Origin of the sequence: Trinickia caryophylli (assembly GCF_034424545.1) — a bacterium.
Taxonomy (GTDB): Bacteria; Pseudomonadota; Gammaproteobacteria; order Burkholderiales; family Burkholderiaceae; genus Trinickia; species Trinickia caryophylli.
In genome coordinates, this window is sequence record NZ_CP139970.1 from 574,516 (window position 1) to 598,823 (window position 24,308).

Here is a 24,308-nt window from a genome sequence, read left to right on the forward strand (position 1 = left end):
CCTGGGCGGTCCGATCTGCATGAGCTCAACCGGCATCGTCGCGCAGCGCGGGTGCCGCGTTCGCGGCCTTATGAATCGAACGGTCTGCCAGCATTGCTTACGTCCCGGAAAACGAGTTGGTCTGCGACGGAATCAACACCGGATACGGCTGGCATTCGCACAGGCACAGGTCGTCGGCAAGGGCCGGTCGTTTGCCGCCCGCACCAAATTCCGGCAGTCGCGCTCCGATGCAGCCGATACGGCCATAGGTCTGGCACTTCGGGCACCAGATCCGATCGTCCTCGTAAGCCGCGATGCGACCATCGAGCATATCGTTACGCTCAGGCGTTTCGACCTGACCGCCAACGCTGGTCCGATCTCCGTTCCGGATATAGGGGCGTCGACTCATGGGTTCCTGTTCTCGAAGATGAGAGACGGCGCAACTGTGTTGTGATCCGGGTCGAGCAGCATCGTTGCGTCGCCCGGCAACCGATTCACACAGATATGCGCTATTCCTCTGTTATCCGTCCGACCACGGTAAAGTTCTCTTTTATCGCGATCGTAAATTGCATAAGGCGTATCGCTCGCAGGCGGTTTGCCAGGAACCGCCCACGTGGACGCGATTTCAAAGCAGGTCTTGCCCGTCTTTGCGTGCGTCCATGCCGGCAACCCGGACATGGCGGCAACCAGCACGAGAGGTGACTTAGAACGAGCGTTTCTTGAGCGTGTAGGCATAGAGCGCGTACTGGGCGTTGGTCTGCGGGTCGAACCAGCCTCCTTGTCCGATACCGTCGTCGATCTCATTCCATGATTTGCCGAAATCGCGGCTATAGAACGTATAGTCGTGCGGCGCACCTTCACGCTTGTCGTCCGTCGCATAGACGAGGAGCACTCCTTTTTTCCCCGCGCTCAGGCCGTCGAGCTTGTAGCGCGGATCGAATGTATGCAGTTGTTCGACCTTCGGCTGCTCGTAGCTCGCCCATGTCGAGATTGCACCTGTGCGGTCGCCCTTGTCGCTTTGATCCTGGTAGTTGCGCGGCGCTCCAAGCTGTGACAGCGCATAGATCGAGTAGGTGTGCCCGGGCGCCTCGTCGGCCGTAGCCAACTGAACAACGACCTGGTCCGGCAACACAACATCCCGCTCGAACTGAGGCGCGTCCCACCGCAGCCGATATACCACGCTCGACAATTGAACCTTGCCAAGCATCGGTACGTAGTAGGCCACACGCAGCACGCCGTCCGGCCCCAAGTCCACCGCGCTGAACGTCTTGCGTGGTTCACGCGAGTCGGTCGCCATCGGCGGCAGTGAAACCTCCTGCCAGGACTGCCCACCGTCTGCCGTGCGCCACACCTGCGGCCCCCAGCCAATCGCGTAGCCTCGCCGCGCATCCACAAAGAAGAGCCTGTCGATATTGCGATTCTCTGGCCAGGAAAGCCGCGTCCATGTCTTGCCACCGTCGACCGATCGCCACAGCTTGGTGATCTGTGGCGACAAGCCATCCTTCGGAGTGGGCAACTTGTAATCCATCCATCCGGTGCTGACGTATTGTGTCACCCAGTCTTTCGAATACCACCAAGCGGTATCCTGCGCGGGTTGTTGGAAAGAGCGCACCAGACCGCTCTCTATGGTTCCTCGAAGAAAGGTGACCGTCGATCGATTAAGCCGTTCAGCTGAATTATTCATCCACGCCTCAGTCGGCTCAGCAACCTGAGGATCTTTCAGTTGCTCGGCAGGTTTAAACGTGATCACCGGATCAGCAAGCTTGAGCGTCATCACATCGTTGCCGCGCAAACGGAACGCGCCTCCTCCGTAGGGCTTGTCGTTATTCATGAAGCCGGTGGTAACCGTTGTCCATTGCGGTATCGTCATCGTTCGATATCCATAGCCTGCGGCGGCCAGCACGATCAGACCGCCAAGAAGAATTTTCCAGCGCATGAGCCTGTGCACGATCACTTCGCCATCAGGAAATCAATTGCTCGACTGACTAGATCTTCGGTGCCAGTAGAAACCGCATCCGCGCCGTCACCGACCCATGTCTTCACCGAGCCCCAGCCGGTCTTGCCCACCTGCTCAAACGTACCCCAACTGCCCCATTCCTGTAGACGGGGTTGGCGCATGATGTTGAAGAGATCCTCGGGTGGAAGATGAGCGATTCCGCCGTCCAGGTAAGCCAGCGGATGCGTCTTGAACGCAAAGTCCTTGAATTTCTCTTCGTTCAGCTCGAGCTGATATTGCTGAACAATCATCTGGAAATCTCCATTTCCCGGCTTCGCGCTACTTTCCTTGATCACGTTTCTTTTCATGTTCTGACTAAGGCCATCCTCCATATTCTTCTGCAAATACCACCTGGCGCTCCGCAGCCAATCCTGTCCGGCGGCGCTCAGCTTGGGAAAGAGTTCGGCACCATAGTGCGAGCAATAGTAGTAGCCATAGCTGACGTAGTAAGACGGCGGCTTGTGCCCACAGCCGATGTGCCGCATCATGAAGTTGCTGTGGCGCGACCAGTCCGAGTCGGTACAGTTCGGCGGAATCAGTTGCTCCCGGCGATAGAGAAGGCGGTGAACAAGCTCCTTGTCAGTCCACGGATTCCATGAGGTCGCGAAAGCCTTGATGGTCACCCACGCGCTCGAAGTACTGACTTTCTCGACAGTCTCCGTATAAGCGCAGCCCAGCGGGCGATAGTAGTACTCGCAATGACCAATCATCGAATCGGCCGCAGGCGGCACGATCGAGTCGCATCTCGTGCGTTCCGCGTCGGCACGTTGCGTATAGCCCGACGGCGTCATGTAGGAATGGAAGACGCCTATCACCCCGGGGTTATCGTTTTCGGCCATGTTTCAATCATCCAGAAGCTTGAGCACCGCGTCCTGCGGGACATGACTTTGCGCCAGCGAAGTCTCGCCCTTGTCGGTAGTAACGCCTTCAGCGATTAGCTTCCCTTCGGAAAGCAACTGGTACTTCGTGTTGCTCGCCGGAATCTGCGTACCGCTCCAGCGCACCACGAACGCCTGATCAAATGCACCGGCCGTCGACGGCAACGCGGGAATCGCCGCCGATATACCCTGTGGCCCGAGTTTTTGGTAAGAAGCGGAATAGATGGTCCGGTCGCCACGCGTGCCGTCTTCGATACCACTCGGCGTGATGCGGAGATATGAACCGCCGCATACAAGCAGGATCTCGTCCTTGGCAGTAATCGTGACGCGGCCGTTCGCACTCGCCACGCTCATCCCTTCGTGCGATATCAGGTTCATCGCGCCGTGCTGCGCCTGAACATCCACTGCGCCGTTTGCGGCCAGCGCCTTGATTCCGTTCTGGTTGGCAAACAGCGAAACGGCTTCGCCCGATGCCACCGTGAAATTACGGCCGACGCTCAGATCGGCATTCGCTCCCGCCGTTACGGTCAGATGCTCGCCCCCCGAGAGCTGAATGCTCTTAGGCGTGACAGCACCAATACCGTCAGGCGCCGACAGCAGCAGGACCGCCTTCTGCAGATCCCTGAAATGGTCCTCCAGTTGGGCTTGCTGGGCTTTGACATCGGCCAGTTCCGCCGTGGCGCGCCGGGCAACCGTTCGCATCGATTCGGCTTCGGCCAGAGCGGCCCGAAGCTGCGTCAGCGCAGCCTGCATCTCCAGATGAGGGGCGTCGGGATTTGAGAACGGATCGGCCGAAAAGAACAGCCCCTTCGACGCACGCAGCGTGCCCCAGCCCTGAGTCGCGACTTCGAAACCCTCGCCGCGCTTGTGCTTCTGGCTGTCGACCAGATACCCCAGGCTGACCGACGACTTCATGTACACCGTCGCGAACTTGCCGCCTTCCTGTCCCTTGCGGTCCTCGAGCCGAATATCGGCACCCAGCAACGGCGAGCGCCAGACGGCCCGGCTGTCCCAGCCCGACAACCCATGGACCGGGTCGGGCCGCTTGAAATCATTCAATGCACCCGCGATGTAGATGCGATCGACGTCGCCATGCTCGCATTGCAGTTGCACTTCCGTGCCCGGCAACAGCGGCGAATGAAACCCGCCTTGGTACGAGGCCGAAGGCTTCATCAGCCGTAACGCCAGCAAGTCGGTGCCGCGTGTACTGCCGTTGCGCAGGAACAATGGCCTCACCGGATACCGGCCGTGCTCGTCCACGGGCGCATACGGGCTCTTGCCATACGGCTCAACCACGGCCGGAATCGTCCCCGTCACCCAGCGCCAATGCTTGGCCGGAATGTACTCCGGCCGCCACGTCAGGTGCGCAGGCGTGGCCTCGAATCGGTTGAATGCCGGCTGGACACGACCCGCCTTCGTCTCGACTTTCGTGACCACCAGGCCGTAGGGTGCCTCGGGTAACTCGTAATTGGTGAGCTGCACAACCATCCCCGGCATCAGACCGGGGATGTTGCTCGTGCCTTTGAAGGTCGTCTGCCGGGCGACCTGCTCGTCCCGACGCGCCGTGACAAGCATCTGACCGACATCCGCATCCCGATGGTGCTCAATGCTGCGATTGACGCTGCCGTAGACCGAACGATCCTCCTTCGCCACATCAGCCTGCACTTCAAGCGAATTGTCGGGCGTGCGATAATTGTGGTCCCAGAGTTGAATCGACGCCGGCACGAGATCGCGCACGGCTTCGATGCTCAGAACCGCCTTGCTCCAATCACGGCTCAGGCCCGAATGGGGTTCGTAAGGCACCTTCACCGAACGAACGTAAGCGCGCGGATTGTCGCCGAAGACGATAGTCTCCCGCTTCGGCCTGTCCTCCTCGGTGGCTTGCTTGAAATACCAAAAAATGCCGGCCCGTCGGCAATGACGACCGGCAAAATGGAGCAACGATTCCTCGTAGATGACGGTCTGCTCGAATTTCTCGCGCGCATCCTCGAGCGCAAATTCGACATCGAACGACTCGATGTTCTGGCGGTCGATAAACAGCTCGCTGATCAGGTCCTTCACCGACTTGTCCCGAAACACGCCGGAGTCGATTACCCGGTCGTACAGCGCGACACGTGGTTCAATACGCAGCTTGTAGGTTGCTTCGTCGCGCGTGACCTTGATGCGCTTCCACCGTGTGATGACGCCGTGGACGATCAACTCGGGGATGACGGCGGGATCGTAGAGCCCCGGCACCGAGGGAACGGAGGCCTCCTCTTCGAGCGTGAAGGTGGCCCGACGCCCCACCCACTGCGCACTGTCGATCTCCCTGTCGGCGGACGTCACGACAAGGCTTAAACGATAGGGTTCGTTGAATGCCGCGGTAAGCTTGCTCTTCACGACCGAGAGCGACGTGGCATAGTCGGCGACCTTCAGGCGCAGCAACTGCCGCAGCCGAGCGCTCGGGTGCTTGAGAATGGCATCGATAGTCGTCTGCATGGCCCTGCCGGATCACCTCGTGCGAGTTGGAATAGGGACAGTATCAGGCGCCGAATAGAGAATCCACGGTTCAGCCCCGGATTTGACGATATTTGACTTTTCGCGCTGCCCACCGGCTCATGAGCCTGGAGGACGGTTTAAGCGCTGATTCACGGCGCGTTTCCAGCGGGACAGGAGCCTGGAGCGCAAGCGCAGAGCCCTGTCCGTTGGACGACGTGGATTCCATGCAAAACCCGAACTTGATGTCCGACGACAACTTGTTCAAAGGATTGCCCGAATACGCGAATGGCTCTATGCCTGCTCAGCCCACGACAGAACCGTCCGCTCCGATATGTTGTCGTTCGATAGCCTCGCCGCGCTGACAGTTCGATCCGTGGCCGAGTCATGTTCGGTTGCCCTGCTCCACAAAGCAGCGCGGCAAGCCTCAAACAAGAACAAGACAAACTGGTTGCCATCTTCTTCATCCCGCTCCCCGTATAAATGCCCCGATGCAGGCAGGGCCGCGAGAAGATAGCGATTTAGATATTGAAGTCGATCCCCGACGGAGAATTTTCGGACGGCATTACCGGCACGCGGCACTCGAGTCGGGCTCGCGGATGGTCGGGCAAAGTGGATACCTCAGCATTCAGCCGCCAGTGATCCGCCGTCTTCAGCCGAGTTCGCAAACGACGCATCTCGCCCCCATACGTCCCCCGTTAGCCGTTCGGCCGACTGCCCAAACCCGCCGCCGAGGTACACTCTCGCCCTGTACTCGCAAGCACCAAAGAACACGACGATGGGCACTCCAACCGAAGCTCCCGGCGATATCGCCATTGCCGCTCACACGCCGATGATGCAGCAGTACCTGCGCATCAAGGCTGAACACCCCGGCACGCTCGTCTTCTATCGGATGGGCGACTTCTACGAACTCTTTTTCGACGATGCGGAAAAAGCCGCGCGCCTGCTCGACCTCACGCTCACGCAGCGCGGCGCATCGGCCGGCAACCCGATCAAGATGGCCGGGGTGCCGCACCACGCAGTCGAGCAGTACCTCGCGAAGCTCGTCAAGCTCGGCGAATCGGTCGCCATCTGCGAGCAGATCGGCGACCCGGCCACCTCCAAGGGGCCCGTGGAACGCAAGGTCCTGCGCGTCGTCACGCCCGGCACCCTGACCGACGCAGCGCTCCTTTCAGATAAGAGCGACGTATTCCTGCTCGCGCTTTGCCCGGCCCACAACAAACGCGGCGGAGTCGCGTCGGTGGGCCTCGCATGGCTCAATCTGGCCAGCGGCGCGTTGCGTCTTGCCGAAGTACCGCCCGGGCAACTCGACGCGGCGCTCGAACGCATCCGTCCCGCGGAAATCCTCGTGTCGGACATGCTGTCCTCCGAGACGCTGCCGTCCGCGCCCAGCGGCACCCTCACGCGCGTACCCGGCTGGCACTTCGACGTCACGTCGGGCAAGCAGCGGCTTTGCGACCAGCTCAACGTCGCGAGCCTCGACGGCTTCAGCGCCGAAACGCTCACGAGCGCCTGCGGCGCGGCCGGTGCGCTACTGCTTTACGCCTCCGCCACGCAGGGCCAGCAACTGCGGCACGTGCGCAGCCTCAAGGTCGAATACGAGTCGGAATACATCGGCCTCGACCCGGCCACGCGCCGCAATCTCGAGCTGACGGAAACCTTGCGCGGCGCAGAATCGCCGACGCTGTGTTCGCTGCTCGATACCTGCTGCACGACGATGGGCAGCCGGCTGTTGCGCCACTGGCTCCATCACCCGCCGCGCGACGCCTCACGAGCCCAAGCGCGGCAGCAGGCGATCGGGGCGCTCATCGAAGCCCCCGCCCATGTGGGGCTTGATGCGCTGAGAACCACCTTGCGGCGCATCTCCGACGTCGAACGCATCACGGGCCGCCTGGCGCTTCTTTCGGCCCGGCCACGCGATCTCTCGAGCCTGCGCGACACATTCATCGCCCTGCCCAGCCTGCGTACCCACGTCGAACAAATGGCAAACGGCAGCCCGGCACTCGAGCGCATCGCCGCCGATCTCGAGCCGCCGGCCGCATGCGTCGATCTGCTCCGGCGCGCAATCGCTGAAGAACCCGCGGCCATGGTGCGCGACGGCGGCGTGATCGCTCGCGGTTATGACGCGGAGCTCGACGAGTTGCGCGACATCTCCGAAAACTGCGGCCAGTTCCTCATCGACCTCGAGGCTCGCGAACGCGCGCGCACCGGCATCGGCAATCTGCGCGTGGAATACAACAAGGTCCACGGCTTTTACATCGAAGTCACGCGCGGCCAAGTCGACAAGGTGCCAGACGACTACCGCCGCCGGCAAACGCTCAAGAACGCCGAGCGCTACATCACGCCGGAGCTCAAGGCCTTCGAGGACAAGGCCCTGTCGGCACAGGAGCGCGCATTGTCGCGCGAGCGCTCGCTGTACGATACGGTGCTTCAAGCGCTGCTGCCCTTCATCGCCGATTGCCAGCGCGTTGCCTCGGCACTGGCCGAGCTCGACTTGCTCGGCGCCTTCGCCGAACGCGCGCGCGCACTCGACTGGGTCGCCCCCACCTTCTCACCGGAAATCGGCATCGATATCGAGCAAGGCAGGCATCCCGTTGTCGAAGCCCAAGTCGAACAATTCACGGCGAACGACTGCCGGCTCGACACGGGCCGCAAGCTGCTGCTCATCACCGGCCCGAACATGGGCGGTAAGTCGACGTTCATGCGCCAGACCGCTCTCATCGCGCTGCTCGCCTACGTGGGCAGCTACGTGCCGGCGCGGCGAGCTTGCTTCGGGCCGATCGACCGCATCTTCACACGCATCGGCGCAGCCGACGACCTGGCCGGCGGCCGCTCCACCTTCATGGTGGAAATGACCGAAGCGGCGGCGATTCTCAACGACGCGACGCCGCAAAGTCTCGTACTGATGGACGAAATCGGCCGCGGTACCTCAACATTCGACGGTCTCGCACTCGCGTGGGCCATCGCGAGGCACCTGCTCGGCCACAACGCCTGTCAGACGCTCTTCGCGACACACTACTTCGAGCTCACGCAGTTGCCTGCGGAGTTCCCCGAAGCTGCCAACGTGCATCTGTCCGCAGTCGAGCACGGGCACAGCATCGTCTTTCTGCACTCGGTCGACGAAGGCCCGGCCAGCCAGAGTTATGGGCTGCAGGTGGCGCAGCTCGCCGGCGTTCCGTCGCCTGTCATCCGCGCCGCGCGCAAGCACCTGGCATGGCTCGAACAGCAATCGGCCGGCCACGGAACACCGCAGTTGGACTTGTTCGCCTCGCCCGCCATGGCAGAAGATGCGCCCGACGACGATCCGCCAGAGCCGGTTCCACACGCCGCCGTGGAACGGCTGCGCGCCATCGATCCGAACGATCTGCGGCCACGCGACGCACTCGAGCTCCTCTATGAGTTGCACGAACTGGCGAATGCGGACAAGAGCGAGCGCCACTGACGCACGCACGCGAGGACGCGCGGCAGCTTGGCTCGCCGCTGCCGCGCTCGCGCTCGTCGTTTCGTATGCTGCGCCGGCAGCCGCGGCGCGGCCGCACCTCGCCTTCGCCGTAATCGGCAACACCCTCAGGACGAGTGCGGACGAAACAGCCACGCGCCGGCTGCTCGACGCCATCGCACTCGACGGCCAGATCGCCTTCGTTGCCTATGACGGGAACCTCAAAGGCTCCGCAGAAAATTGCTCGGACAGCCTCTACGCTCAACGGCAACAGTTGCTCGATACGTCGCCGCTGCCGCTCATCGTCGTGCCGGGCGAACATGACTGGTCCGCTTGCGGCAGCGCTCGAGCCGGCGGCTACGACGTTACCGAGCGCCTGGATCTTTTGCGACAAACGCTGTTCGGGAACAACGTGTCGCTCGGCCAGACTTCCCTGCCGCTCAAGCGCGAAAGCGAGGTCGCACGTTTTCGCGCGTATCGCGAAAACGTGCGATGGGAGTTCGACGACACGGTGTTCGTCGGACTCAACGTCGTAGGCGGCAACAACCACTATTCAACAGCGGGCGGGCGTAACGGCGAGTACGACGATCGGGCGATCGCTACGAGCTTCTGGCTCGAGCACTCGGCCGAATATGCTCGGCGCCGCAACGCGGGCGCGCTGGTCGTTTTCGTCGAAGCAGACCCGGAATTCGAGCGCTACGAGCGGCCCGAACGCTTCGCCTGGTTGAGGCTCGGCAGCGGGCGCACGCGGGACGGGTATCTCGAGTTCAAACGCAGCCTTGTGAAAGCGGCACGCACGTTTCGCGGCCCGCTGATTGTCATTCATGCGGCCCACACCTCGTTGCCGCGCGGCTTCGCCATCGATCAGCCGCTGTTCGACGACAAAGGCGCACGCATGACGAACGTGACGCGCATTGCCATCGCGCCGCGCGAGCGCGATCTGCAATGGGTAAGAATCGATGTGAATTTCGCGAAAGCGCCGCCGTTTCACGTGAGCGTACGGCGCATACCACCGAACGTGACGGCGAGCACTCCGCAGCCTGCACAGGCATTGCCGCCTGGGGCTACATCGGCCGCGTCGGGCTCGATACCCGGTCTGATGCCGGCGCCGGCGCCGAGTTCGTTGCCCAGCTATTTTCCGGCATCCGAGATTCCGGCGTCGGAACCGCCTTTGCTGCCCGAAAGCCGCACCGCGCCCGCTCCCGCGCCGGCCGTCCCGCCGCGCCCAGCGTCAGTGCAAGGTGGGAGTTGAAGGGCCGTCCTTGTCGTCGGTGTCGTCTTCGTCGTCCTCGTCGAGCACGTCGATGCCTTCCGCGCCATGCACGTGCGCATGCTCGATTTCATCCGCGGTGGCTTCCCGCACTTCCTTGACAGTCAGAGCGAAACGCAGCGCCATGCCTGCCAGCGGGTGATTGCCGTCCAACACCACTTTGTCTTCGGCCAAGTCGGTCACCGTATAGATGAGGGCGTCGATTTCGTCGTCGCCATCCTCGGGCGTGCCCTCGAACTGCATGCCGACCTCGAGCGGCTCCGGGAAACGGCTGCGCGGCTCGATCTTCACGAGCTCGGGATCGTACTCGCCGAACGCGTCCTGCGGTTCCAGCTGAATCTGCGTCTGGTAGCCGGGCTCGTGCCCGTCGAGCTCTTCCTCGATCTTGGGGAACGTGCCATCATAGCCGCCGTGCAGATATACCATCGGCTCCTCGCTCTCCTCGATGAGATTGCCTTGGGCGTCGGACAGCTTGTAGGCAACCGAGACGACGGTGTTTTTCACAATTTTCATTCAAACTCTCCCAAATTCGGTCCCATTATACGATGCCCAAGCGGCCCTCCGACCACCCGCTCCCCCCCGCCGCTCCCGCCGATTTCCCCGTATCGCCCCCGCCACCGGACGTACCCACACCGCTGCTCGGCAACATCACGCCAGCCGAATTCATGCGACGGTACTGGCAGAAGAAGCCCCTGCTCGTCCGCCAGGCGGTTCCGGGCATCGGCGCGCCCGTACCGCGCGACGCGCTTTTCGACATCGCCGCGAGCGACGACGTGGAGGCGCGGCTCATTACGCATTTCAAAGGCGCCTGGCGGCTTGCTCACGGCCCGTTCGAGCGTGCAGACCTGCCGAGCCTCAAACGCCGCGAATGGACGCTGCTGGTACAAGGCGTGGACCTCCACGACGATCGCGCCCGCGCATTGCTCGAGCGTTTTCGCTTCGTCCCGGATGCCCGACTCGACGATCTGATGATCTCTTACGCCACCGACGGCGGCGGCGTAGGGCCGCATTTCGATTCGTACGACGTATTCCTGCTGCAAGTGCAAGGCTCAAGACGCTGGCGGATCTCGGCTCAGCGCGATCTGACGTTGAAAGACGGCCTTCCTTTGAAAGTTTTACAGCATTTCGAACCGGCGCACGAGTGGGTTCTCGAGCCGGGCGACATGCTTTACCTGCCACCGCATATCGCGCATGACGGCGTGGCCATCGGCGAATGCATGACTTGTTCGATCGGCTTTCGTTCGCCCTCGGTCAACGAGCTGATCGGCCAGTTCCTCTATTATTTGGCCGAGCGCGGCGCGGTGACGCAGCGCGCGCGCGACGACGAGCGTTATCGCGATCCGCGCCAGGGCGCCGTTACTCATCCGGCGGAGCTGCCGGCCGCGCTCGTGGAGCAAGTCGGCGCGATCCTTGCTCGCATCCGCTGGGACGAACGCGACATTGCATCGTTTCTCGGCAGCTATCTGAGTGAGCCGAAAGCGAACGTCGTGTTCGACGCGCCCGCCCGGGCAGCCAGCGAGGCGGCATTCGCCAAGCAGGCCGCACGCGACGGCGTGAGGCTCGACAGGAAAACTGCTCTGCTCTACAGCGAACGCAGTTATTTCATCAACGGTGAAGAGCAACGTTTGCCGCAGCGCAAAAAATGGCTCGTCGAATTGGCGGATACTCGACAGATCGAGGGGAAACGGTTTGTAACACTCTGCCGAGATTCGTCGATGACAGCGCTGCTGCACGAGTGGTATCTTGCCGGCTGGCTACGGATAGGCGCGTTGGCGTGACGTGGTCGCCCCCTATTGTTCAAAAACGTGAAATTTTGTATGGGAAAGGCAACGTATTGACCCTGCTTTGTCGACGGTCGGTACGAAAGTGCATATAATTTCCGCCCAAGCCGTGTGGGGAAGATTCACGCTTAGATGTGTATCCCGCCAGCGGCTCAGGTTGGTGTTGGAGCACATTACCGGTATTATTTCGCGCTGTTGCTTACCTTTAACCATAAAAGGACGTGATCATGAAGAAATCCCTCCTCGTAGCATCCCTGCTCGCTGCTGTCGCCCTGGCTGCTTGCAACAAGAGCAGCGACCAAGCCGCCGCCCCGGCGAGCGACGCGGCGGCTGCTTCGGCGCCGGCTGCTGCTGAGGCATCGTCGGCTCCGGCCGCTGCTGCGAGCGAAGCCGCTCCCGCACCGGCTTCGGACGCTGCTGCTGCCCCGGCTTCGGACGCTGCTGCTTCGGCCGCCGCTCCCGCTTCGGGCGCCAGCCAGTAAGCTTCGAGCTGCTACAAGGCAAGAAAAAACCGGCCTGCGAGCCGGTTTTTTCTTGCCTGGAACCAAACGGGGAGCAGCCGCGAACCAACGCGCCGTCAACCCTTTCGATCCCGTGCGCTCACCTCCCTGCCCGCACCGCCACCGTCATTGCCCGCCTAACGCCAGCCACGCGAAACCGTCCGCTTGTGACGCCACGACGACGTCATGGTGCTGCGCGTTCAAAACGTCGGCCAACGCTGCTTGAGCAAGACCCGCCTGATTGTTCTGCTGGCTGAGATGAGCCGCGACGATATGCTGCAGCCGGCTGCGATCGAGCGAGGCCAGGATACCTGCGGCCGCCTCGTTGCTGAGATGCCCATGATTACCGCCGATGCGCGCCTTCAGCGATTGGGGATAGCGGCTTGCGGCAAGCATCGCTGGGTCGTGGTTGCATTCGAGCACGAGCGCATCGCAGCCATCGAGCATCGACGTGATATGGGGCGTGGACGTGCCGACGTCGGTGAGCACACCTAACCGGTGGGCGCCGTCCGAAAAAACGAACTGCAGCGGCTCGCGCGCATCGTGCGGGACAGTGTAGGGAGAAAGCTGCAAATCCCCGATCGACGCCGTTTCATCGCCCCACAGCACATGCAGCTCGACGTCAGGCGCGCAATCGGCGCCCACAGCGCGAGCGGTGCCCCAGCTGGTATAAAGCGGAATCGACCATTTGCGCGCGACCGTCAGCGCGCTGCCGATATGGTCGCTATGCTCGTGCGTGACGAGAACGGCATCGAGCATATCGATCGTGCAATCGAGCCGGGCGAGGCGTCGCTCGAGCTCCTTCGCGGAGAACCCGCAATCGAGCAGCACGCGGGTGGTCGTGCTGCCGCTGCGTGCCTCGACGATCAGGGCATTGCCTTCACTGCCGCTGCCGAGACTGGCAAAGCGCATGGCCCCAATCAACGCAACTGCGCGTGCAGCAGCGAGAGAATCTGCTTCGCTTCGGCCGACTTGTCGATCTGCCCCTGCGCGTCGAGGATGGCAACCTGCGTCCGGTTTTCGCCGCTGGCGCGGACGTTGACGAGGAACTCCTGCCCGGCCTTCCGTTCACTGGATTTGCGCGTGAAGAGCTTGCCGAGAAGACCCTCTCCCTTGAGTTCCTGCATCGAATCGGCGTACCGAACGTAATAGATGCCTTTCGTCCGGTCGCGGTTGTCGACCGCGAAGTTCGTCCGATCGAGCGCGAGCCCGACGCGCAGCCACGCGCGATCGAAGGACTCTTGCAGATCGAGTGTCGTCTCCCCGCCGGCCATGTCGATCTTCGCGGGCGGGGTACCGGGCCGCGCGCTCGAGATCAGATCCTTGGACTGCGCCTCCGTGAGCCCGAACTTCTGCATCAGCTTCGAGAGGAACACTGCCTCGAGCACGGGATTGCGCGGGCGCTCGACCCAGCGTGACGAGTCCTTGTCCTGCCCCGTCAGCACTTCCTCGAGCGCGCTATGCGTGATCGAGATGTCGGTTGCGCCGTTCGGCCCGCGCTCGACAAGCGTCACGAAGCGGTCGCGCGTGCCCGAGGAGTAGGCGAAATCGATGACGCGCCCGATCGTGCGTCGGAACCAGTCATCGGGGATGCTCGCGCGGTTTTCCGCCCAGTCAGTCGCCATGATGCCGGTGGCCGGCGCGTTCGTCTTCAGCGAAAAGCCGTTTTCCTGCCAGAATTCCTGCAACTGCGGCCACAGCTGATCGGGCGAGCGTCCGTCCACGACGAGCCAGCGCCGATCGCCGTCACGCTCGATATGCATGCCGAGCGGATCCTGCGCCGAGGGCACGCCCTCCGACAAATTGCCCGCGGATGTCTTGTTGCGGTCAGGTGCGCCACCCAGTGCCAGATTGGCCGGCGGTGCCGTGTATTGCGGCTTGCCCGCCACCGCGGACAGGTCGCCCGGCACATTGAGCGCCGGCGCGGAGCGCGTGGATTTGTAGTCGACCTTGTCCGACGAGAACCAGTCGTTGAGCGTATCGCAGCCGGCAAGCGAACTCAGCGCAAGCACGAGCGCGGCCGCGCGAACGGCGTGGAGGGAGGATGCGGAACGTTTCATGGAGCCCTTCGTGATGCAAACGCCTGCCTGCAACGGATGCCGGAGCGTGGGTCGAAAATCGACGTTAATGACAAACGACGTGGGTGCAGCCGCGAGGCGGCACCCCACATGAACGCGTGCTCAGCGCAGTACGCCGGCTTCGCGCATCGCCGCGCGCACGGCTTCGTGATAGCGCGCATCGAGCGGCGTCAGCGGCAAACGGATGCCGCCCGCGATGCGCCCCATTTCCTGCAGTGCCCATTTCACCGGAATCGGGTTCGATTCGATGAAAAGCGTCTTGTGCAGCGACAGCAGACGCATGTGAATCTCACGCGCCGTTTTCGCATCGCCAGCCAGCGCGGCCTTGCAAAGCTCGCTCATCGCGCGCGGCGCGACGTTGGCCGTAACCGAGATGTTGCCGTGGCCGCCGAGCAGCATCAGCGCGATCGCGGTCGGATCGTCGCCGCTGAAGATGCTGAAATCGGCCGGCGCAGCCTTGATCAGCTGGGCGGCGCGATCGATGTTGCCCGTTGCGTCCTTCACGCCGACGATACCGGGCACCTCGGCGAGGCGCAGGATCGTTTCGTTCGACATGTCGGCCACCGTCCGGCCGGGCACGTTGTACAGGATGACGGGCAAGTCGACTGCCTCGGCGATCTTCGCGAAATGGCGGTAGATGCCCTCTTGCGTCGGCTTGTTGTAGTAAGGGACGACCTGCAGCGTGGCGTCGGCACCGACGGATTTCGCGCGCTGCGTGAGTTCGACCGCTTCGGCCGTGGAGTTGCCGCCCGCGCCCGCGATGATTGGAATCCGTCCGGCCGCGTGCTCGACAGCCGTCTCGATCATCAGAACGTGCTCCTGCACCGACAGCGTGGCCGATTCGCCGCTGGTACCCACGACGACGAGCGCATCGGTGCCCTCTTCGATGTGCCAGTCGATCAGCTTGCGAAACGCAGCCAGATCGAGACCGCCGTCTTCGAGCATCGGCGTGACGATTGCGGGAATGCTGCCGCGAATGCGCACGCCGTTGCGCGCGCTGCTGGATGTGCCGTTAGCCATGAAACGCCATGAATTTCATTCCGAAAGCGCGATTGTAGCGGATCGGCGAGCGTTCAGGCCAACCTGCTCCGGCGCGAAAACCCTTACCGTCACCGCCCCTCACCGCCGTCAAGCGCATAGCGTGGCGGCGCCTGGTCACCCGGTCGCTCCCTGAGCGCGCAAATCCGCTGAACGAATGCCGGGCGCGGCGCGGCTTCGAAGCCATCCTCGAAGGCGACCACTCGCAGCGCGGGCCGCACGGCATCGAGCAATTCGCCCGGCGCCAGCAGGAACGCGGGATTCGACGGCCGGCCAACCGTCTCGTTACCGTGCGCGAACGTTTCATACAGGAGTACGCCGCCCGGCGCGAGCAATGCGGCGAGCCGCGGCAAAAGCGGCCGATGGAGGTAGCGCGTGACGACGACTGCGGCAAACCGCCGGCTACCCGCAAGCGGCCACGGGCTGCCGTCTTCGAGATCGGCCTGCACCGGGGTGACGGCGGCGATGCCCGCGAGCGTCGCCAGCGCCGCACCGTCGCGCTCGAGGGCAACGACGCGATGGCCGCGCCCCGCCAGCCATCGCGCGTGACGGCCATGTCCGGCCGCGATATCGAGCACCTCGCCGCCCTCGGCGATCAAATGCGCCCAGCGCACGACCCAGCCCGACGGCGCATCGTCTGCTCGAACAACCGCACCGGGCGGCATGGGACCCGCGGTCATCATGCTCAGGAGTACGAAAGGCCCATCGCCTCGCGCACTTCCCGCATCGTCTCCGTCGCGAACTTGCGCGCCTTGTCGCAGCCGTCCGCCACGATCGCGCGTAAAAGCGTCGGGTCGTCCATGTACTTCTGCGCTCGCTCGAGCATCGGTTGCTGCTCGCGCAGAATGCCTTCGATCACGGGCTGCTTGCATTCCAGACAGCCGATTCCGGCCGAACGGCAGCCCTGCTGGACCCACTGGTGCGTCGTCTCGTCGCTGTACACCTGATGCAGTTGCCAGACGGGACACTTGTCCGGATCGCCCGGATCGGTGCGTCGCACGCGCGCGGGGTCGGTCGGCATGGTGCGGACTTTCTTCGCAATCGTTTCGGCATCCTCGCGCAGACCGATCGTGTTGCCGTAAGACTTCGACATCTTCTGCCCATCGAGGCCCGGCATGCGCGACGCCTTCGTCAAGAGCACCTGCGGCTCGACGAGAATGATCTTGCGCGCACCCTCGAGATAGCCGAAAAGCCGCTCGCGGTCGCTCATCGAAAGGCTTTGCGACTCCTGCAGCAGCGCACGTGCTTGCTCCAGCGCTTCGTCGTCGCCCTCTTGCTGATAGGCGTTGCGCAGTTCGTGATAGAGCTTCGCCCGCTTGCCCCCGAGTTTTTTCGCCGCCTCGAGCGCCTTCTCTTCGAAGCCCGGCTCGCGGCCGTAAAGATGGTTGAAACGCCGTGCGATTTCGCGCGTCATCTCGACGTGCGGCACCTGGTCTTCGCCCACCGGCACGAGCGAGGCGCGATAGAGCAGGATGTCGGCGGCCATGAGCACGGGGTAGCCGAGAAAGCCGTAAGTCGAGAGATCCCGGTCCTTGATCTTCTCCATCTGCTCCTTGTAGGTCGGCACGCGCTCGAGCCAGCCGAGCGGCGTGCTCATACCGAGCAACAACGAGAGTTCCGCATGCTCGGGCACGCGGCTCTGGATGAAGAGCGTGGCCTGCGCCGGATCGATGCCAGAGGCCAGCCAGTCGATCAGCACTTCCCAGACGTTGTTTTCGATAACGTCCGGCGTCTCGTAGTGAGTCGTCAGGGCGTGCCAGTCGACAACGCAGAAAAAGCACGGGTACTCGGACTGCAAGCGCACCCAGTTCTTCAGCACACCGTGATAGTGGCCGAGGTGGAGCGAGCCCGTGGGTCGCATGCCGGAGAAAATGCGGTCTGGAAACATGGTTTCAGTTCAGGAGCGAGGCAAAAGGAGTCAACAGCGCGGTCAGCGCGTCATAGCCGAGCGAGACGAGCGGCGTCAGCCAGATTTTGGTCAGCACGCCCGTCATGATGAGCGCCATCACGATGAGAAAACCGTACGGCTCGATGCGCGCGAAGCCGATGGCCTGCCGCGCCGGCAGCAACGCCGTGAGCACACGTCCGCCGTCGAGCGGCGGCAGCGGAAACAGATTGAGTACGCCGAGTACGAGATTCACGCCCACGCCGGCCGCGGCCATGCGCGTGAAGAACGGTTCGTCGATGCCGGCGAGCGCGAGCCCCACGCCGACGAGCCCCCACACCAGGGCCTGGGCGAAATTGCAGGCGGGACCCGCCAGCGATACCCAAAGCCCGCCCCAGCGGGGATTGCGCAGATTGCCGAAGGCGACCGGCACCGGCTTCGCGTAGCCGAACATCAATGCGCCGCCCGTCGCGAAATAAAGCAGCAGCGGGATGGCGATCGTGCCGAGCGGATCGATGTGACGCATCGGATTGAGCGACACGCGCCCCAGCACGTAGGCCGTGTTGTCGCCAAGAAACCGCGCGGCGTAGCCGTGCGCGGCCTCGTGCAACGTGATGGCGAAGATGACGGGGAGCGCGTAGACCGCGATGGTCTGAATCAGGGAAGAATCCATAGCGGGCTATTGTAGCAAGGGGGCCGGCGCGCGAGGCCCCTCGAACGGCTTTGCGCGCATACCGCCCGATGCGGCGCTCACGCCGCCAGCCCGAACGGTTCCAACGCGCCCCGCCCCTTGCGCACGAGCACGGGCTCGTCGGCCGTGAGATCTATCACGGTCGAGGGCTCGCGCGGACACGCGCCGCCGTCGATGACGAGGTCGATCTGCTTTTCCAGTCGTTCGCGAATCGATTCGGGGTCGTTGAGGGGATCCGTTTCAGGCGGAAGAATCAGCGTGGTCGCGATCAGCGGCTCGCCGAGCGCCTCGAGCAGCGCGAGCGTGATCGCATGATCGGGCACGCGCAGCCCGATCGTCTTGCGCGACGGATGGGACAGGCGCCGCGGCACTTCTTTCGTCGCCTGCAGGATGAACACGTAGGGCCCCGGTGTCACCGACTTGATGAGGCGAAACTGCCGATTGTCCACCATCGCGAAGGCAGCCAGCTCCGACAGATCGCGCACGAGCAGCGACAGGTGCTGCCTTTCGTCGAGCCCGCGAATGCGCCGCAGGCGAGTCACCGCGTCCTTGTCGTCCAACCGGCATGCGAGCGCATAGCTCGAATCGGTGGGCAGCGCCAGCACGCCGCCGTCTTTCACGATCTGCACGGCCTGGGCAATCAATCGCGGCTGGGGGTTTTCGGGGTGGATCCTGAAATATTGGGACATGAGTGGGCGGGTCGATAAGGGGCGGCCGACGATCAGCCGATGCAATGCGAGCGCCGCGCCCCGCTGGCGGCAATGCGCTCGGCCACCGCCGGGCGCGCAGCAGGCCGCGTCAAAGCAGGCGCTCCCAGACGGGCTTCAGATCGGAAGGCAGATCGGGCAGGCTGCCCAGCTCGACGCGGGCTTCGCCCGGCGAGTGAAAATCCGAGCCGCGCGATGCTTCGAAGCCGAACCGGCGCGCGACATCGGCGTACTCGCGGTACTGATCGGGTGTGTGGCTGCCCGTCACGACCTCGATCGCCTTACCGCCGAGATCGATGAACTGCCCGAAAAGCGCGTCGAATTCGAGCTGCGTGTAGCGATAGCGGCCAGGATGGGCCAGCACCGCGGCGCCGCCGGCCGCCTGAATCCAGCGCAGCGCATCCTCGATCGTCGCCCACCGATGCGGCACGTAGCCTGGCTTGCCTTCGCCGAGAAAGCGATCGAACACATCGGGCGTCGACGCGGCCAGCCCCCGTTCGACGAGAAACCGCGCGAAGTGAGTACGGGAAATCAACTCGGGATTGGATACGTAGCGCAATGCGCCTTCGTAAGCGCCCTCGATCCCGATGCGCCCGAGCGCTTCGGCGATCGCGCGTGCGCGTGCCGTTCGGCCGTGGCGCGTGGCGTACAGCCCTTCGACGAGCGCCGGGCACTCGGGATCGACGCCGAGCCCGACGATGTGCACGGTTCGGTTCGCCCAGGTCACCGAGATCTCGACGCCGCTCAGGTACTGCATTCCCAGCGCCTCGGCCGCCTCGCGGGCCTCGGCCTGACCGCCAATCTCGTCATGGTCGGTCAACGACCAAAGCGTGACGCCGCCGGCGTGTGCGCGGCGCGCGACGTCAGCGGGCGCGAGCTGGCCGTCGGAGACGGTGGAATGAGAATGCAGATCGGCGTTCATGCGGAGGCTGGGGAGAACCATGCGCTATTTTACTGCAACGCGACGCGCCGCTCCGGATGGCGGGCCGCGTAGCGCAGCCACGGCAACAGCCGCCGCACGCGTTCGCGCTCAGCAGCAAAACGCCTCGATCAGCGCGGCCACCTGCTCCGGCTGATCGTGGTGGACCATGTGGCCCGCATCCTCGATCAATTTTTCGCGCCAGTCGGGAAATGCCTCGAACCGCGCCTTGAATTCATCGAGCGGAATACGGCCTGCGAGCATCGCAAGCGTCGGCGAGGCGACAGCCTCGACGTGCAGCACCTTCGCGCGCACCCTCGCCCAAACCGCCATGATCTCGTCGAGCCGATAAAGCAGCGGGCCATGTAGCTTGTGCGCGGGGTCCGCCAGCAGACGATAGCTGCCGTCGTCGTCGCGCCGGGCCCAATGCTCGGCAAGAAAGCGCGCGCGCTGCGGCGCGAGGCGCGGATTCGTCTTCACGAGCCGCGCCTGCACCTCTTCGAGCGTGGCATAAGGCCTGAGCGACGACGGCTCGCGCAAATCGTCGAGCCACGCCGCCATGCGGCCCGGAGCCTGGTCTGCGCGGGCTGGCGCCAGGCCGAATCCCTCGAGATCGACTACGCGGCGCACCCGCTCGGGGCGCACGCCCGCATAGAGGCAGACGACGTTCGCGCCCATGCTGTGGCCCACCAGATTGACCTGCCCCGTCGGCGCATAGTGGTCGAGCAGTGCCTCGAGGTCGGCAAGGTACTCGTGAAACCAGTAATGGCCGCCGCCGCGCTCGGCCACCGGCCAGCCGGAGAGCCCGAAACCGCGCGCATCGGGCGCAATCACCTGCCAGTCGCCGCCAAGCGCGTCGACGACGAACTGGAACGAGGCCGATACGTCCATCCAGCCGTGCAGCATGAAAAGCGTCGGCGCATCCGGCGCACCCCAGCGCCGTACATGCAGCCGGACGCCACGCACGGTGACGAATTCAGATCGCGGAGTATTCATGGGCTCGCAAAAAAAGAACGAATGATCGTTTTATTATAAAGAGTCTCGGAAGAATTTGGGCAGTGCCGAATCGGTCCTCCAGGAGGCGCGCCACCGGCACCCCACTCTGAACGGCCGCCGCTTGCCGGGGCCGGATCAGGCCCCAGCCGCGGCATCGCGAGCGGCCAGCGCCGCGAGTTCGTCTTCGTCGAATCCCGCGTCGCGGCGCGCCTCGAAATTGAACGGACCGCGCAGGCGCGGCGCACGGTATTGCTCCGCCAGATGCAGGTAAGCGGCATGTGGATCGAGCTCGCGCGCTGCGCACAGCTGGCGGAACCAGCGATTGCCGATACGCACGTGGCCGATCTCGTCGCGCAAAATGACATCGAGGATCGCGGCCGAATCGAGATCCCCGGCCTGCACGAGACGGGCCCGGATCGGCGGCGAGGCGTCGAGCCCGCGTGCTTCAAGCGTGCGCGGCACGAGCGCCATCCGGGCCAATACGTCCTCCCTGGTGCGCTCGCACATCTCCCAAAGCCCGTTGTGGGCCGGAAAGTCGCCATACCGATGCTCGAACTGAGCCAGCCGCTCGGCGAGCAGCGTGAAGTGATACGCCTCCTCGGCGGCCACGCGCAGCCAGTCGGCATAAAACGCCTCCGGCATGCCCGCAAAGCGCCAGACGGCATCGAGCGCGAGGTTGATCGCATTGAATTCGATATGGGCGAGCGCGTGCAGCAGTACCGCCCGCCCTTGGCGGGACTGGATGCTGCGATGCCCGAGCGCGCGCGGCTCCACGAGCACCGGGGCGTCGGGCCGCCCCGGCAGGCCGGCAGGCTCGGCAATCGGAGTCTGCGGCCGGCAGACGGCATGGCCGCCGAGCCAGCTCGCCTGCAAGGCGCGCGTTGCCGCGGCCTTCGATGCGGGATCGCGCTCGAGCAGGATGATCAGCGCCGTTTGGCGGATGCACGCGTCGCCCGCAGAGGCGATTTCATGAAGAGAACACATCGACGTAAGAGCAGCAAAGCGCCCGCGCGCCACGGCGCAATTGCCGCGCCCGCTGGCTGGACCGTTTACAATATGCGATTCGATACCCCGCGCGTTTGCCGACGCGCCGTGCCGAGCGGAAATTGTAACCGTCGCGGCACCGCCCGGCGCAGTCCGATACGTGCCGACAGGAGACAAAGTGGCGCTGTACAAGCTGGGCGAGCATGCCCCGACGATTCACGAAAGCGTCTTCGTCGCCGATTCCGCGACCATCATCGGTCGCGTGACCCTCGAGGAAAACGCGAGCGTCTGGCCCGGAGCCTCGATCCGCGCGGACAACGAACCGATCGGAATCGGGGCCGGCAGCAATATCCAGGAAGGAGCCGTGCTCCATACCGACCCTGGCTACCCGCTCGTCATCGAATCCAACGTCACCGTGGGCCATCAGGCCATGCTTCATGGGTGCACGGTTCGCGAAGGCGCCCTCGTCGGCATTCAAGCGGTGGTCTTGAATGGTGCGGTCATCGGCCGCAACTGTCTGGTTGGTGCGGGCGCCGTCGTGACGGAGGGCAAAGTCTTTCCCGAGCGCTCGCTGATTCTGGGCGCACCCGCGAAAGTCGTGCGCGAACTGAGCGACGAAGAGGTCGCCCGCCTCGCCCTCAATGCAAAGGGCTATATCGAGCGCCGGGCGCTCTTCAAAGAACAGCTCGTGCGCATCGGCTGACGAACGAGCATGGCGGTACACCGCCTCATCGATGTGTGAAGGAAAGAAGTCGTGGACGATCATTTGCAAAAATTCATGTTCAGCACCGCGCCCGTGCGAGGCGAGATCGTCTCGCTGCGCAACACATGGCAGGAGGTGCTGCTTCGCCGCCAATATCCCGCGCCGGTGCGGGACATCCTGGGCGAGATGATGGCCGCCTGCGCGCTGCTATCGGCGAACCTGAAGTTCGACGGCACGCTGATCATGCAGGTGTTCGGCGACGGGCCGATCAAGATGCTTGTCGTCCAGTGCGATTCGGAATTGAAGATGCGTGCGACAGCCAAGTTCACCGCCGAGCTCGACGGGCAAGAAACAGCGGGCCAGCCCATGCCGTTCGCCGAACTCGTCAACGCGAGCGGCCATGGCCGCTGCGTCATTACCCTCGACCCACAGGGTCGTCAGCCGGGGCAACAGCCGTATCAGGGGATTGTTCCGCTTGCCGGCGAAACCGGTCCGCTGCAGTCGGTCGCCGAGGTGCTCGAGCACTACATGCATCATTCCGAGCAGCTCGATACGCGGCTGTGGCTCGCGGCCAATACCGAGCGTGCCGTCGGCATGCTGCTGCAACGGCTGCCGGGGGACGGCGGCATTGTTCCGCATGCGGGGGAACATGACGCCGATACATGGGAGCGCGTCTGCGTGCTCGGCTCCACGCTTTCGCAGGACGAACTGCTCAAGGAAGAGCCCCAGACACTCTTCAAGCGTCTCTTCTGGCAGGAGAACGTGCAGCACTTCCCGCCTGCCCTCGCCCATTTCGAATGCAGCTGTTCGCGAGAGAAAGTCGGCTCGATGCTGAAGATGCTCGGGCGCGAAGAAGTCGACAGCGTGCTCGACGAGCGCGGACACGTCGAGATTCACTGCGAGTATTGCAACCAGCGCTACGAATTCGACCCCGTCGACGTGGCACAGCTTTTTGCCGCGGTCGACGCATCGGTCGGCGTGACACCGGCTGCGTCGCAGCGTCACTGAGCGCCCGGCCGCGCGTGCTGCGCGAATGGTCGATGCTCGAGCTCCACTGGAAGAGGCCCGCCATGAATGCCCCAAAACGCCTGACCGGCTTGCTCGGCGCGCGAGTGCCGCGTGTTGCGGCGCTCGCTGCCGCGCTTGTTTTGGCGGGATGCGTCGTTGCCCCGCCGCCCGGTCCGATCCTGAGCCGTCTGCCGCCCGGTGCGCCCGGCGCCGCATCGTCGGCGCAGCCGCTCAGCGACACCGAAAAGAAGCGCTACGACGAGATCGACAAGCAAGTTCAGCGCGAACAGAACGCGGCCATGGCGGTCACGGTGTGGGCACGCAGCTATGCGCCCTACTATTACTCGCCGCCCGTCATGTATGGCGGCTACTACAGTGGTTGGGGGCTCGGATATTACAGCCCCGGCTTCTACCCAGGGTGGTGGTGGTAAGTTCGCACGGATGAGCGGATGAGCGGTGTCGCCCGGCGGCTCAGCGCTTGTTCTTCTCTTTTTCGGCGCCGCCGTGCTTCTTGCCCGGCTTGTCGGATTTCACGCGCGAGACCGGGTTCGGTACAACGCTCACCGGCGCGGCCGACACCTCGCCACGCGTCGACGTGTTACTCGCCGGCACCGGCGTCACGGCGCTCGCAGGCGTGTTCGGCGAGACGAACTGCACAAAGACCTCGCCGTCCTTCACCATCCCCATCTCGTAGCGCGCACGCTCTTCGACCGCCGCCGTGCCCGACTGCAGATCCTGCACTTCGCCTTCGATGCGCTGGTTGCGCAGCTTCGCGTCGCCGTTTTTCTGCGCCTGCGCGGCCAGCGCTTCGCGCAATTCGTGCACGCGCAGCCAGCCGCCGTGTCCCCACCAGAGCGGATACTGGATCAGCACGAGCAGGACGACGAGAACGACAGTGACGAGCCGCATGCGAATGACGCCGTAAATTCAAAGCCGCCCCGTGTTCGGATACACGGGGCGGCGGGCAAAACGAACGAGAAA

Annotated in this window: 23 protein-coding genes; 7 read left to right on the forward strand and 16 right to left on the reverse strand. The window is 63.8% G+C overall.

The annotated features are described in order from the left end of the window. Nucleotides 1-97 precede the first annotated feature (97 nt). From U0034_RS02580 to U0034_RS02595, 4 genes are all read right to left on the reverse strand, one after another. Complete coding sequence (locus U0034_RS02580; protein WP_233211927.1) at nucleotides 98-310, reverse strand: PAAR domain-containing protein; 213 nt, start codon at nucleotides 308-310, stop codon at nucleotides 98-100. A 372-nt stretch (nucleotides 311-682) separates the two neighbouring features. Then, nucleotides 683-1,915: a WD40/YVTN/BNR-like repeat-containing protein gene (locus U0034_RS02585; protein WP_327197038.1), complete on the reverse strand. Its 1,233-nt coding sequence runs from the start codon at nucleotides 1,913-1,915 to the stop codon at nucleotides 683-685. A gap of 14 nt (nucleotides 1,916-1,929) precedes the next feature. Further along, nucleotides 1,930-2,814 carry a hypothetical protein gene (locus U0034_RS02590; RefSeq protein ID WP_085225795.1) on the reverse strand — a complete coding sequence of 295 codons (885 nt, stop codon included), beginning with the start codon at nucleotides 2,812-2,814 and terminating at the stop codon, nucleotides 1,930-1,932. A gap of 3 nt (nucleotides 2,815-2,817) precedes the next feature. After that, nucleotides 2,818-5,277, reverse strand: coding sequence for a type VI secretion system Vgr family protein (locus U0034_RS02595; RefSeq protein ID WP_233211928.1), 2,460 nt, complete (start codon nucleotides 5,275-5,277; stop codon nucleotides 2,818-2,820). 829 nt (nucleotides 5,278-6,106) lie between these two features. Between U0034_RS02595 and mutS the strand changes: the two genes are divergently transcribed. Next, nucleotides 6,107-8,770: a DNA mismatch repair protein MutS gene (gene mutS / locus U0034_RS02600; protein WP_085225791.1), complete on the forward strand. Its 2,664-nt coding sequence runs from the start codon at nucleotides 6,107-6,109 to the stop codon at nucleotides 8,768-8,770. After that, nucleotides 8,745-10,019: a hypothetical protein gene (locus U0034_RS02605; protein ID WP_085225790.1), complete on the forward strand. Its 1,275-nt coding sequence runs from the start codon at nucleotides 8,745-8,747 to the stop codon at nucleotides 10,017-10,019. The genes mutS and U0034_RS02605 overlap by 26 nt, the downstream gene beginning before the upstream one ends. Here U0034_RS02605 and U0034_RS02610 read toward each other — a convergent pair. Beyond that, nucleotides 9,999-10,550, reverse strand: a complete 552-nt coding sequence (locus U0034_RS02610; protein ID WP_085225789.1) for an FKBP-type peptidyl-prolyl cis-trans isomerase — start codon at nucleotides 10,548-10,550, stop codon at nucleotides 9,999-10,001. The two genes, U0034_RS02605 and U0034_RS02610, sit on opposite strands and share 21 nt — an antisense overlap. Nucleotides 10,551-10,582: 32 nt before the next feature. Here U0034_RS02610 and U0034_RS02615 point away from each other — a divergent pair, with 32 nt between their 5' ends. Then, a complete protein-coding gene (locus U0034_RS02615) occupies nucleotides 10,583-11,815 on the forward strand; it encodes a cupin domain-containing protein (protein ID WP_085225788.1) in 1,233 nt (410 codons plus the stop codon). A 230-nt stretch (nucleotides 11,816-12,045) separates the two neighbouring features. Then, the gene (locus U0034_RS02620) at nucleotides 12,046-12,300 is read left to right on the forward strand and encodes a hypothetical protein (protein ID WP_085225787.1); all 255 of its coding nucleotides are present in this window, start codon (nucleotides 12,046-12,048) and stop codon (nucleotides 12,298-12,300) included. Nucleotides 12,301-12,444: 144 nt separating this feature from the next. Here the strand turns inward: U0034_RS02620 and U0034_RS02625 are convergent, their stop codons facing one another. The 10 genes from U0034_RS02625 to U0034_RS02670 all read right to left on the reverse strand — a co-directional run bounded on the left by U0034_RS02625 (nucleotide 12,445) and on the right by U0034_RS02670 (nucleotide 21,616). After that, complete coding sequence (locus tag U0034_RS02625; protein ID WP_085225786.1) at nucleotides 12,445-13,230, reverse strand: MBL fold metallo-hydrolase; 786 nt, start codon at nucleotides 13,228-13,230, stop codon at nucleotides 12,445-12,447. 8 nt (nucleotides 13,231-13,238) lie between these two features. After that, nucleotides 13,239-14,378, reverse strand: a complete 1,140-nt coding sequence (bamC, locus tag U0034_RS02630) for an outer membrane protein assembly factor BamC (RefSeq protein WP_085226430.1) — start codon at nucleotides 14,376-14,378, stop codon at nucleotides 13,239-13,241. Nucleotides 14,379-14,498: 120 nt separating this feature from the next. Continuing rightward, nucleotides 14,499-15,416, reverse strand: a complete 918-nt coding sequence (gene dapA, locus U0034_RS02635; protein WP_085225785.1) for a 4-hydroxy-tetrahydrodipicolinate synthase — start codon at nucleotides 15,414-15,416, stop codon at nucleotides 14,499-14,501. Nucleotides 15,417-15,505: 89 nt separating this feature from the next. After that, on the reverse strand, nucleotides 15,506-16,099 hold the full coding sequence (locus U0034_RS02640; protein ID WP_102623159.1) for a methyltransferase domain-containing protein: 594 nt from the start codon (nucleotides 16,097-16,099) through the stop codon (nucleotides 15,506-15,508). Between the two features lie 20 nt (nucleotides 16,100-16,119). After that, nucleotides 16,120-17,322, reverse strand: a complete 1,203-nt coding sequence (locus U0034_RS02645) for a tryptophan--tRNA ligase (RefSeq protein WP_085225784.1) — start codon at nucleotides 17,320-17,322, stop codon at nucleotides 16,120-16,122. Nucleotides 17,323-17,326: 4 nt separating this feature from the next. After that, a complete protein-coding gene (locus U0034_RS02650; RefSeq protein WP_085225783.1) occupies nucleotides 17,327-17,992 on the reverse strand; it encodes a site-2 protease family protein in 666 nt (221 codons plus the stop codon). Nucleotides 17,993-18,069: 77 nt separating this feature from the next. Further along, a complete protein-coding gene (locus U0034_RS02655) occupies nucleotides 18,070-18,699 on the reverse strand; it encodes an L-threonylcarbamoyladenylate synthase (protein ID WP_085225782.1) in 630 nt (209 codons plus the stop codon). A 109-nt stretch (nucleotides 18,700-18,808) separates the two neighbouring features. After that, nucleotides 18,809-19,639 carry a 3',5'-nucleoside bisphosphate phosphatase gene (locus U0034_RS02660; RefSeq protein ID WP_085225781.1) on the reverse strand — a complete coding sequence of 277 codons (831 nt, stop codon included), beginning with the start codon at nucleotides 19,637-19,639 and terminating at the stop codon, nucleotides 18,809-18,811. 108 nt (nucleotides 19,640-19,747) lie between these two features. Next, the gene (locus U0034_RS02665; RefSeq protein ID WP_085225780.1) at nucleotides 19,748-20,632 is read right to left on the reverse strand and encodes an alpha/beta fold hydrolase; all 885 of its coding nucleotides are present in this window, start codon (nucleotides 20,630-20,632) and stop codon (nucleotides 19,748-19,750) included. A gap of 135 nt (nucleotides 20,633-20,767) precedes the next feature. Then, a complete protein-coding gene (locus U0034_RS02670; protein WP_085225778.1) occupies nucleotides 20,768-21,616 on the reverse strand; it encodes a ferritin-like domain-containing protein in 849 nt (282 codons plus the stop codon). A 178-nt stretch (nucleotides 21,617-21,794) separates the two neighbouring features. On the opposite strand from U0034_RS02670, the gene U0034_RS02675 reads away from it, so the two are divergent. The 3 genes from U0034_RS02675 (at nucleotide 21,795) to U0034_RS02685 (ending at nucleotide 23,758) form a co-directional block, all read left to right on the forward strand. Then, nucleotides 21,795-22,319 carry a gamma carbonic anhydrase family protein gene (locus tag U0034_RS02675; RefSeq protein ID WP_085225776.1) on the forward strand — a complete coding sequence of 175 codons (525 nt, stop codon included), beginning with the start codon at nucleotides 21,795-21,797 and terminating at the stop codon, nucleotides 22,317-22,319. Between the two features lie 51 nt (nucleotides 22,320-22,370). Then, entirely contained in the window at nucleotides 22,371-23,327 is a 957-nt protein-coding gene (hslO, locus tag U0034_RS02680) for an Hsp33 family molecular chaperone HslO (RefSeq protein ID WP_085225774.1), read from the forward strand. Between the two features lie 62 nt (nucleotides 23,328-23,389). After that, the gene (locus tag U0034_RS02685; protein WP_085226426.1) at nucleotides 23,390-23,758 is read left to right on the forward strand and encodes a hypothetical protein; all 369 of its coding nucleotides are present in this window, start codon (nucleotides 23,390-23,392) and stop codon (nucleotides 23,756-23,758) included. Between the two features lie 40 nt (nucleotides 23,759-23,798). On the opposite strand, the gene ftsB is transcribed toward U0034_RS02685, so the two are convergent. Continuing rightward, nucleotides 23,799-24,236 (reverse strand): cell division protein FtsB, encoded by a 438-nt coding sequence (gene ftsB, locus U0034_RS02690; RefSeq protein WP_085225772.1) that lies wholly within the window; start codon nucleotides 24,234-24,236, stop codon nucleotides 23,799-23,801. Nucleotides 24,237-24,308: the final 72 nt, after the last annotated feature.

What these genes read in the sequence shown, in the direction of transcription:
- U0034_RS02665 (WP_085225780.1), bottom strand. Translation starts at nt 20,632, where the DNA reads ATGAATACTCCGCGATCTGAATTCGTCACCGTGCGTGGCGTCCGGCTG.
- U0034_RS02625 (WP_085225786.1), bottom strand. Translation starts at nt 13,230, where the DNA reads ATGCGCTTTGCCAGTCTCGGCAGCGGCAGTGAAGGCAATGCCCTGATC.
- U0034_RS02610 (WP_085225789.1), bottom strand. Translation starts at nt 10,550, where the DNA reads ATGAAAATTGTGAAAAACACCGTCGTCTCGGTTGCCTACAAGCTGTCC.
- U0034_RS02615 (WP_085225788.1), top strand. Translation starts at nt 10,583, where the DNA reads ATGCCCAAGCGGCCCTCCGACCACCCGCTCCCCCCCGCCGCTCCCGCC.
- U0034_RS02660 (WP_085225781.1), bottom strand. Translation starts at nt 19,639, where the DNA reads ATGAACGCCGATCTGCATTCTCATTCCACCGTCTCCGACGGCCAGCTC.
- U0034_RS02650 (WP_085225783.1), bottom strand. Translation starts at nt 17,992, where the DNA reads ATGGATTCTTCCCTGATTCAGACCATCGCGGTCTACGCGCTCCCCGTC.
- U0034_RS02655 (WP_085225782.1), bottom strand. Translation starts at nt 18,699, where the DNA reads ATGTCCCAATATTTCAGGATCCACCCCGAAAACCCCCAGCCGCGATTG.
- U0034_RS02620 (WP_085225787.1), top strand. Translation starts at nt 12,046, where the DNA reads ATGAAGAAATCCCTCCTCGTAGCATCCCTGCTCGCTGCTGTCGCCCTG.
- U0034_RS02590 (WP_085225795.1), bottom strand. Translation starts at nt 2,814, where the DNA reads ATGGCCGAAAACGATAACCCCGGGGTGATAGGCGTCTTCCATTCCTAC.
- U0034_RS02670 (WP_085225778.1), bottom strand. Translation starts at nt 21,616, where the DNA reads ATGTGTTCTCTTCATGAAATCGCCTCTGCGGGCGACGCGTGCATCCGC.
- bamC (WP_085226430.1), bottom strand. Translation starts at nt 14,378, where the DNA reads ATGAAACGTTCCGCATCCTCCCTCCACGCCGTTCGCGCGGCCGCGCTC.
- mutS (WP_085225791.1), top strand. Translation starts at nt 6,107, where the DNA reads ATGGGCACTCCAACCGAAGCTCCCGGCGATATCGCCATTGCCGCTCAC.
- U0034_RS02640 (WP_102623159.1), bottom strand. Translation starts at nt 16,099, where the DNA reads ATGCCGCCCGGTGCGGTTGTTCGAGCAGACGATGCGCCGTCGGGCTGG.
- U0034_RS02580 (WP_233211927.1), bottom strand. Translation starts at nt 310, where the DNA reads ATGCTCGATGGTCGCATCGCGGCTTACGAGGACGATCGGATCTGGTGC.
- U0034_RS02645 (WP_085225784.1), bottom strand. Translation starts at nt 17,322, where the DNA reads ATGTTTCCAGACCGCATTTTCTCCGGCATGCGACCCACGGGCTCGCTC.
- U0034_RS02605 (WP_085225790.1), top strand. Translation starts at nt 8,745, where the DNA reads ATGCGGACAAGAGCGAGCGCCACTGACGCACGCACGCGAGGACGCGCG.
- U0034_RS02585 (WP_327197038.1), bottom strand. Translation starts at nt 1,915, where the DNA reads ATGCGCTGGAAAATTCTTCTTGGCGGTCTGATCGTGCTGGCCGCCGCA.
- dapA (WP_085225785.1), bottom strand. Translation starts at nt 15,416, where the DNA reads ATGGCTAACGGCACATCCAGCAGCGCGCGCAACGGCGTGCGCATTCGC.
- ftsB (WP_085225772.1), bottom strand. Translation starts at nt 24,236, where the DNA reads ATGCGGCTCGTCACTGTCGTTCTCGTCGTCCTGCTCGTGCTGATCCAG.
- U0034_RS02685 (WP_085226426.1), top strand. Translation starts at nt 23,390, where the DNA reads ATGAATGCCCCAAAACGCCTGACCGGCTTGCTCGGCGCGCGAGTGCCG.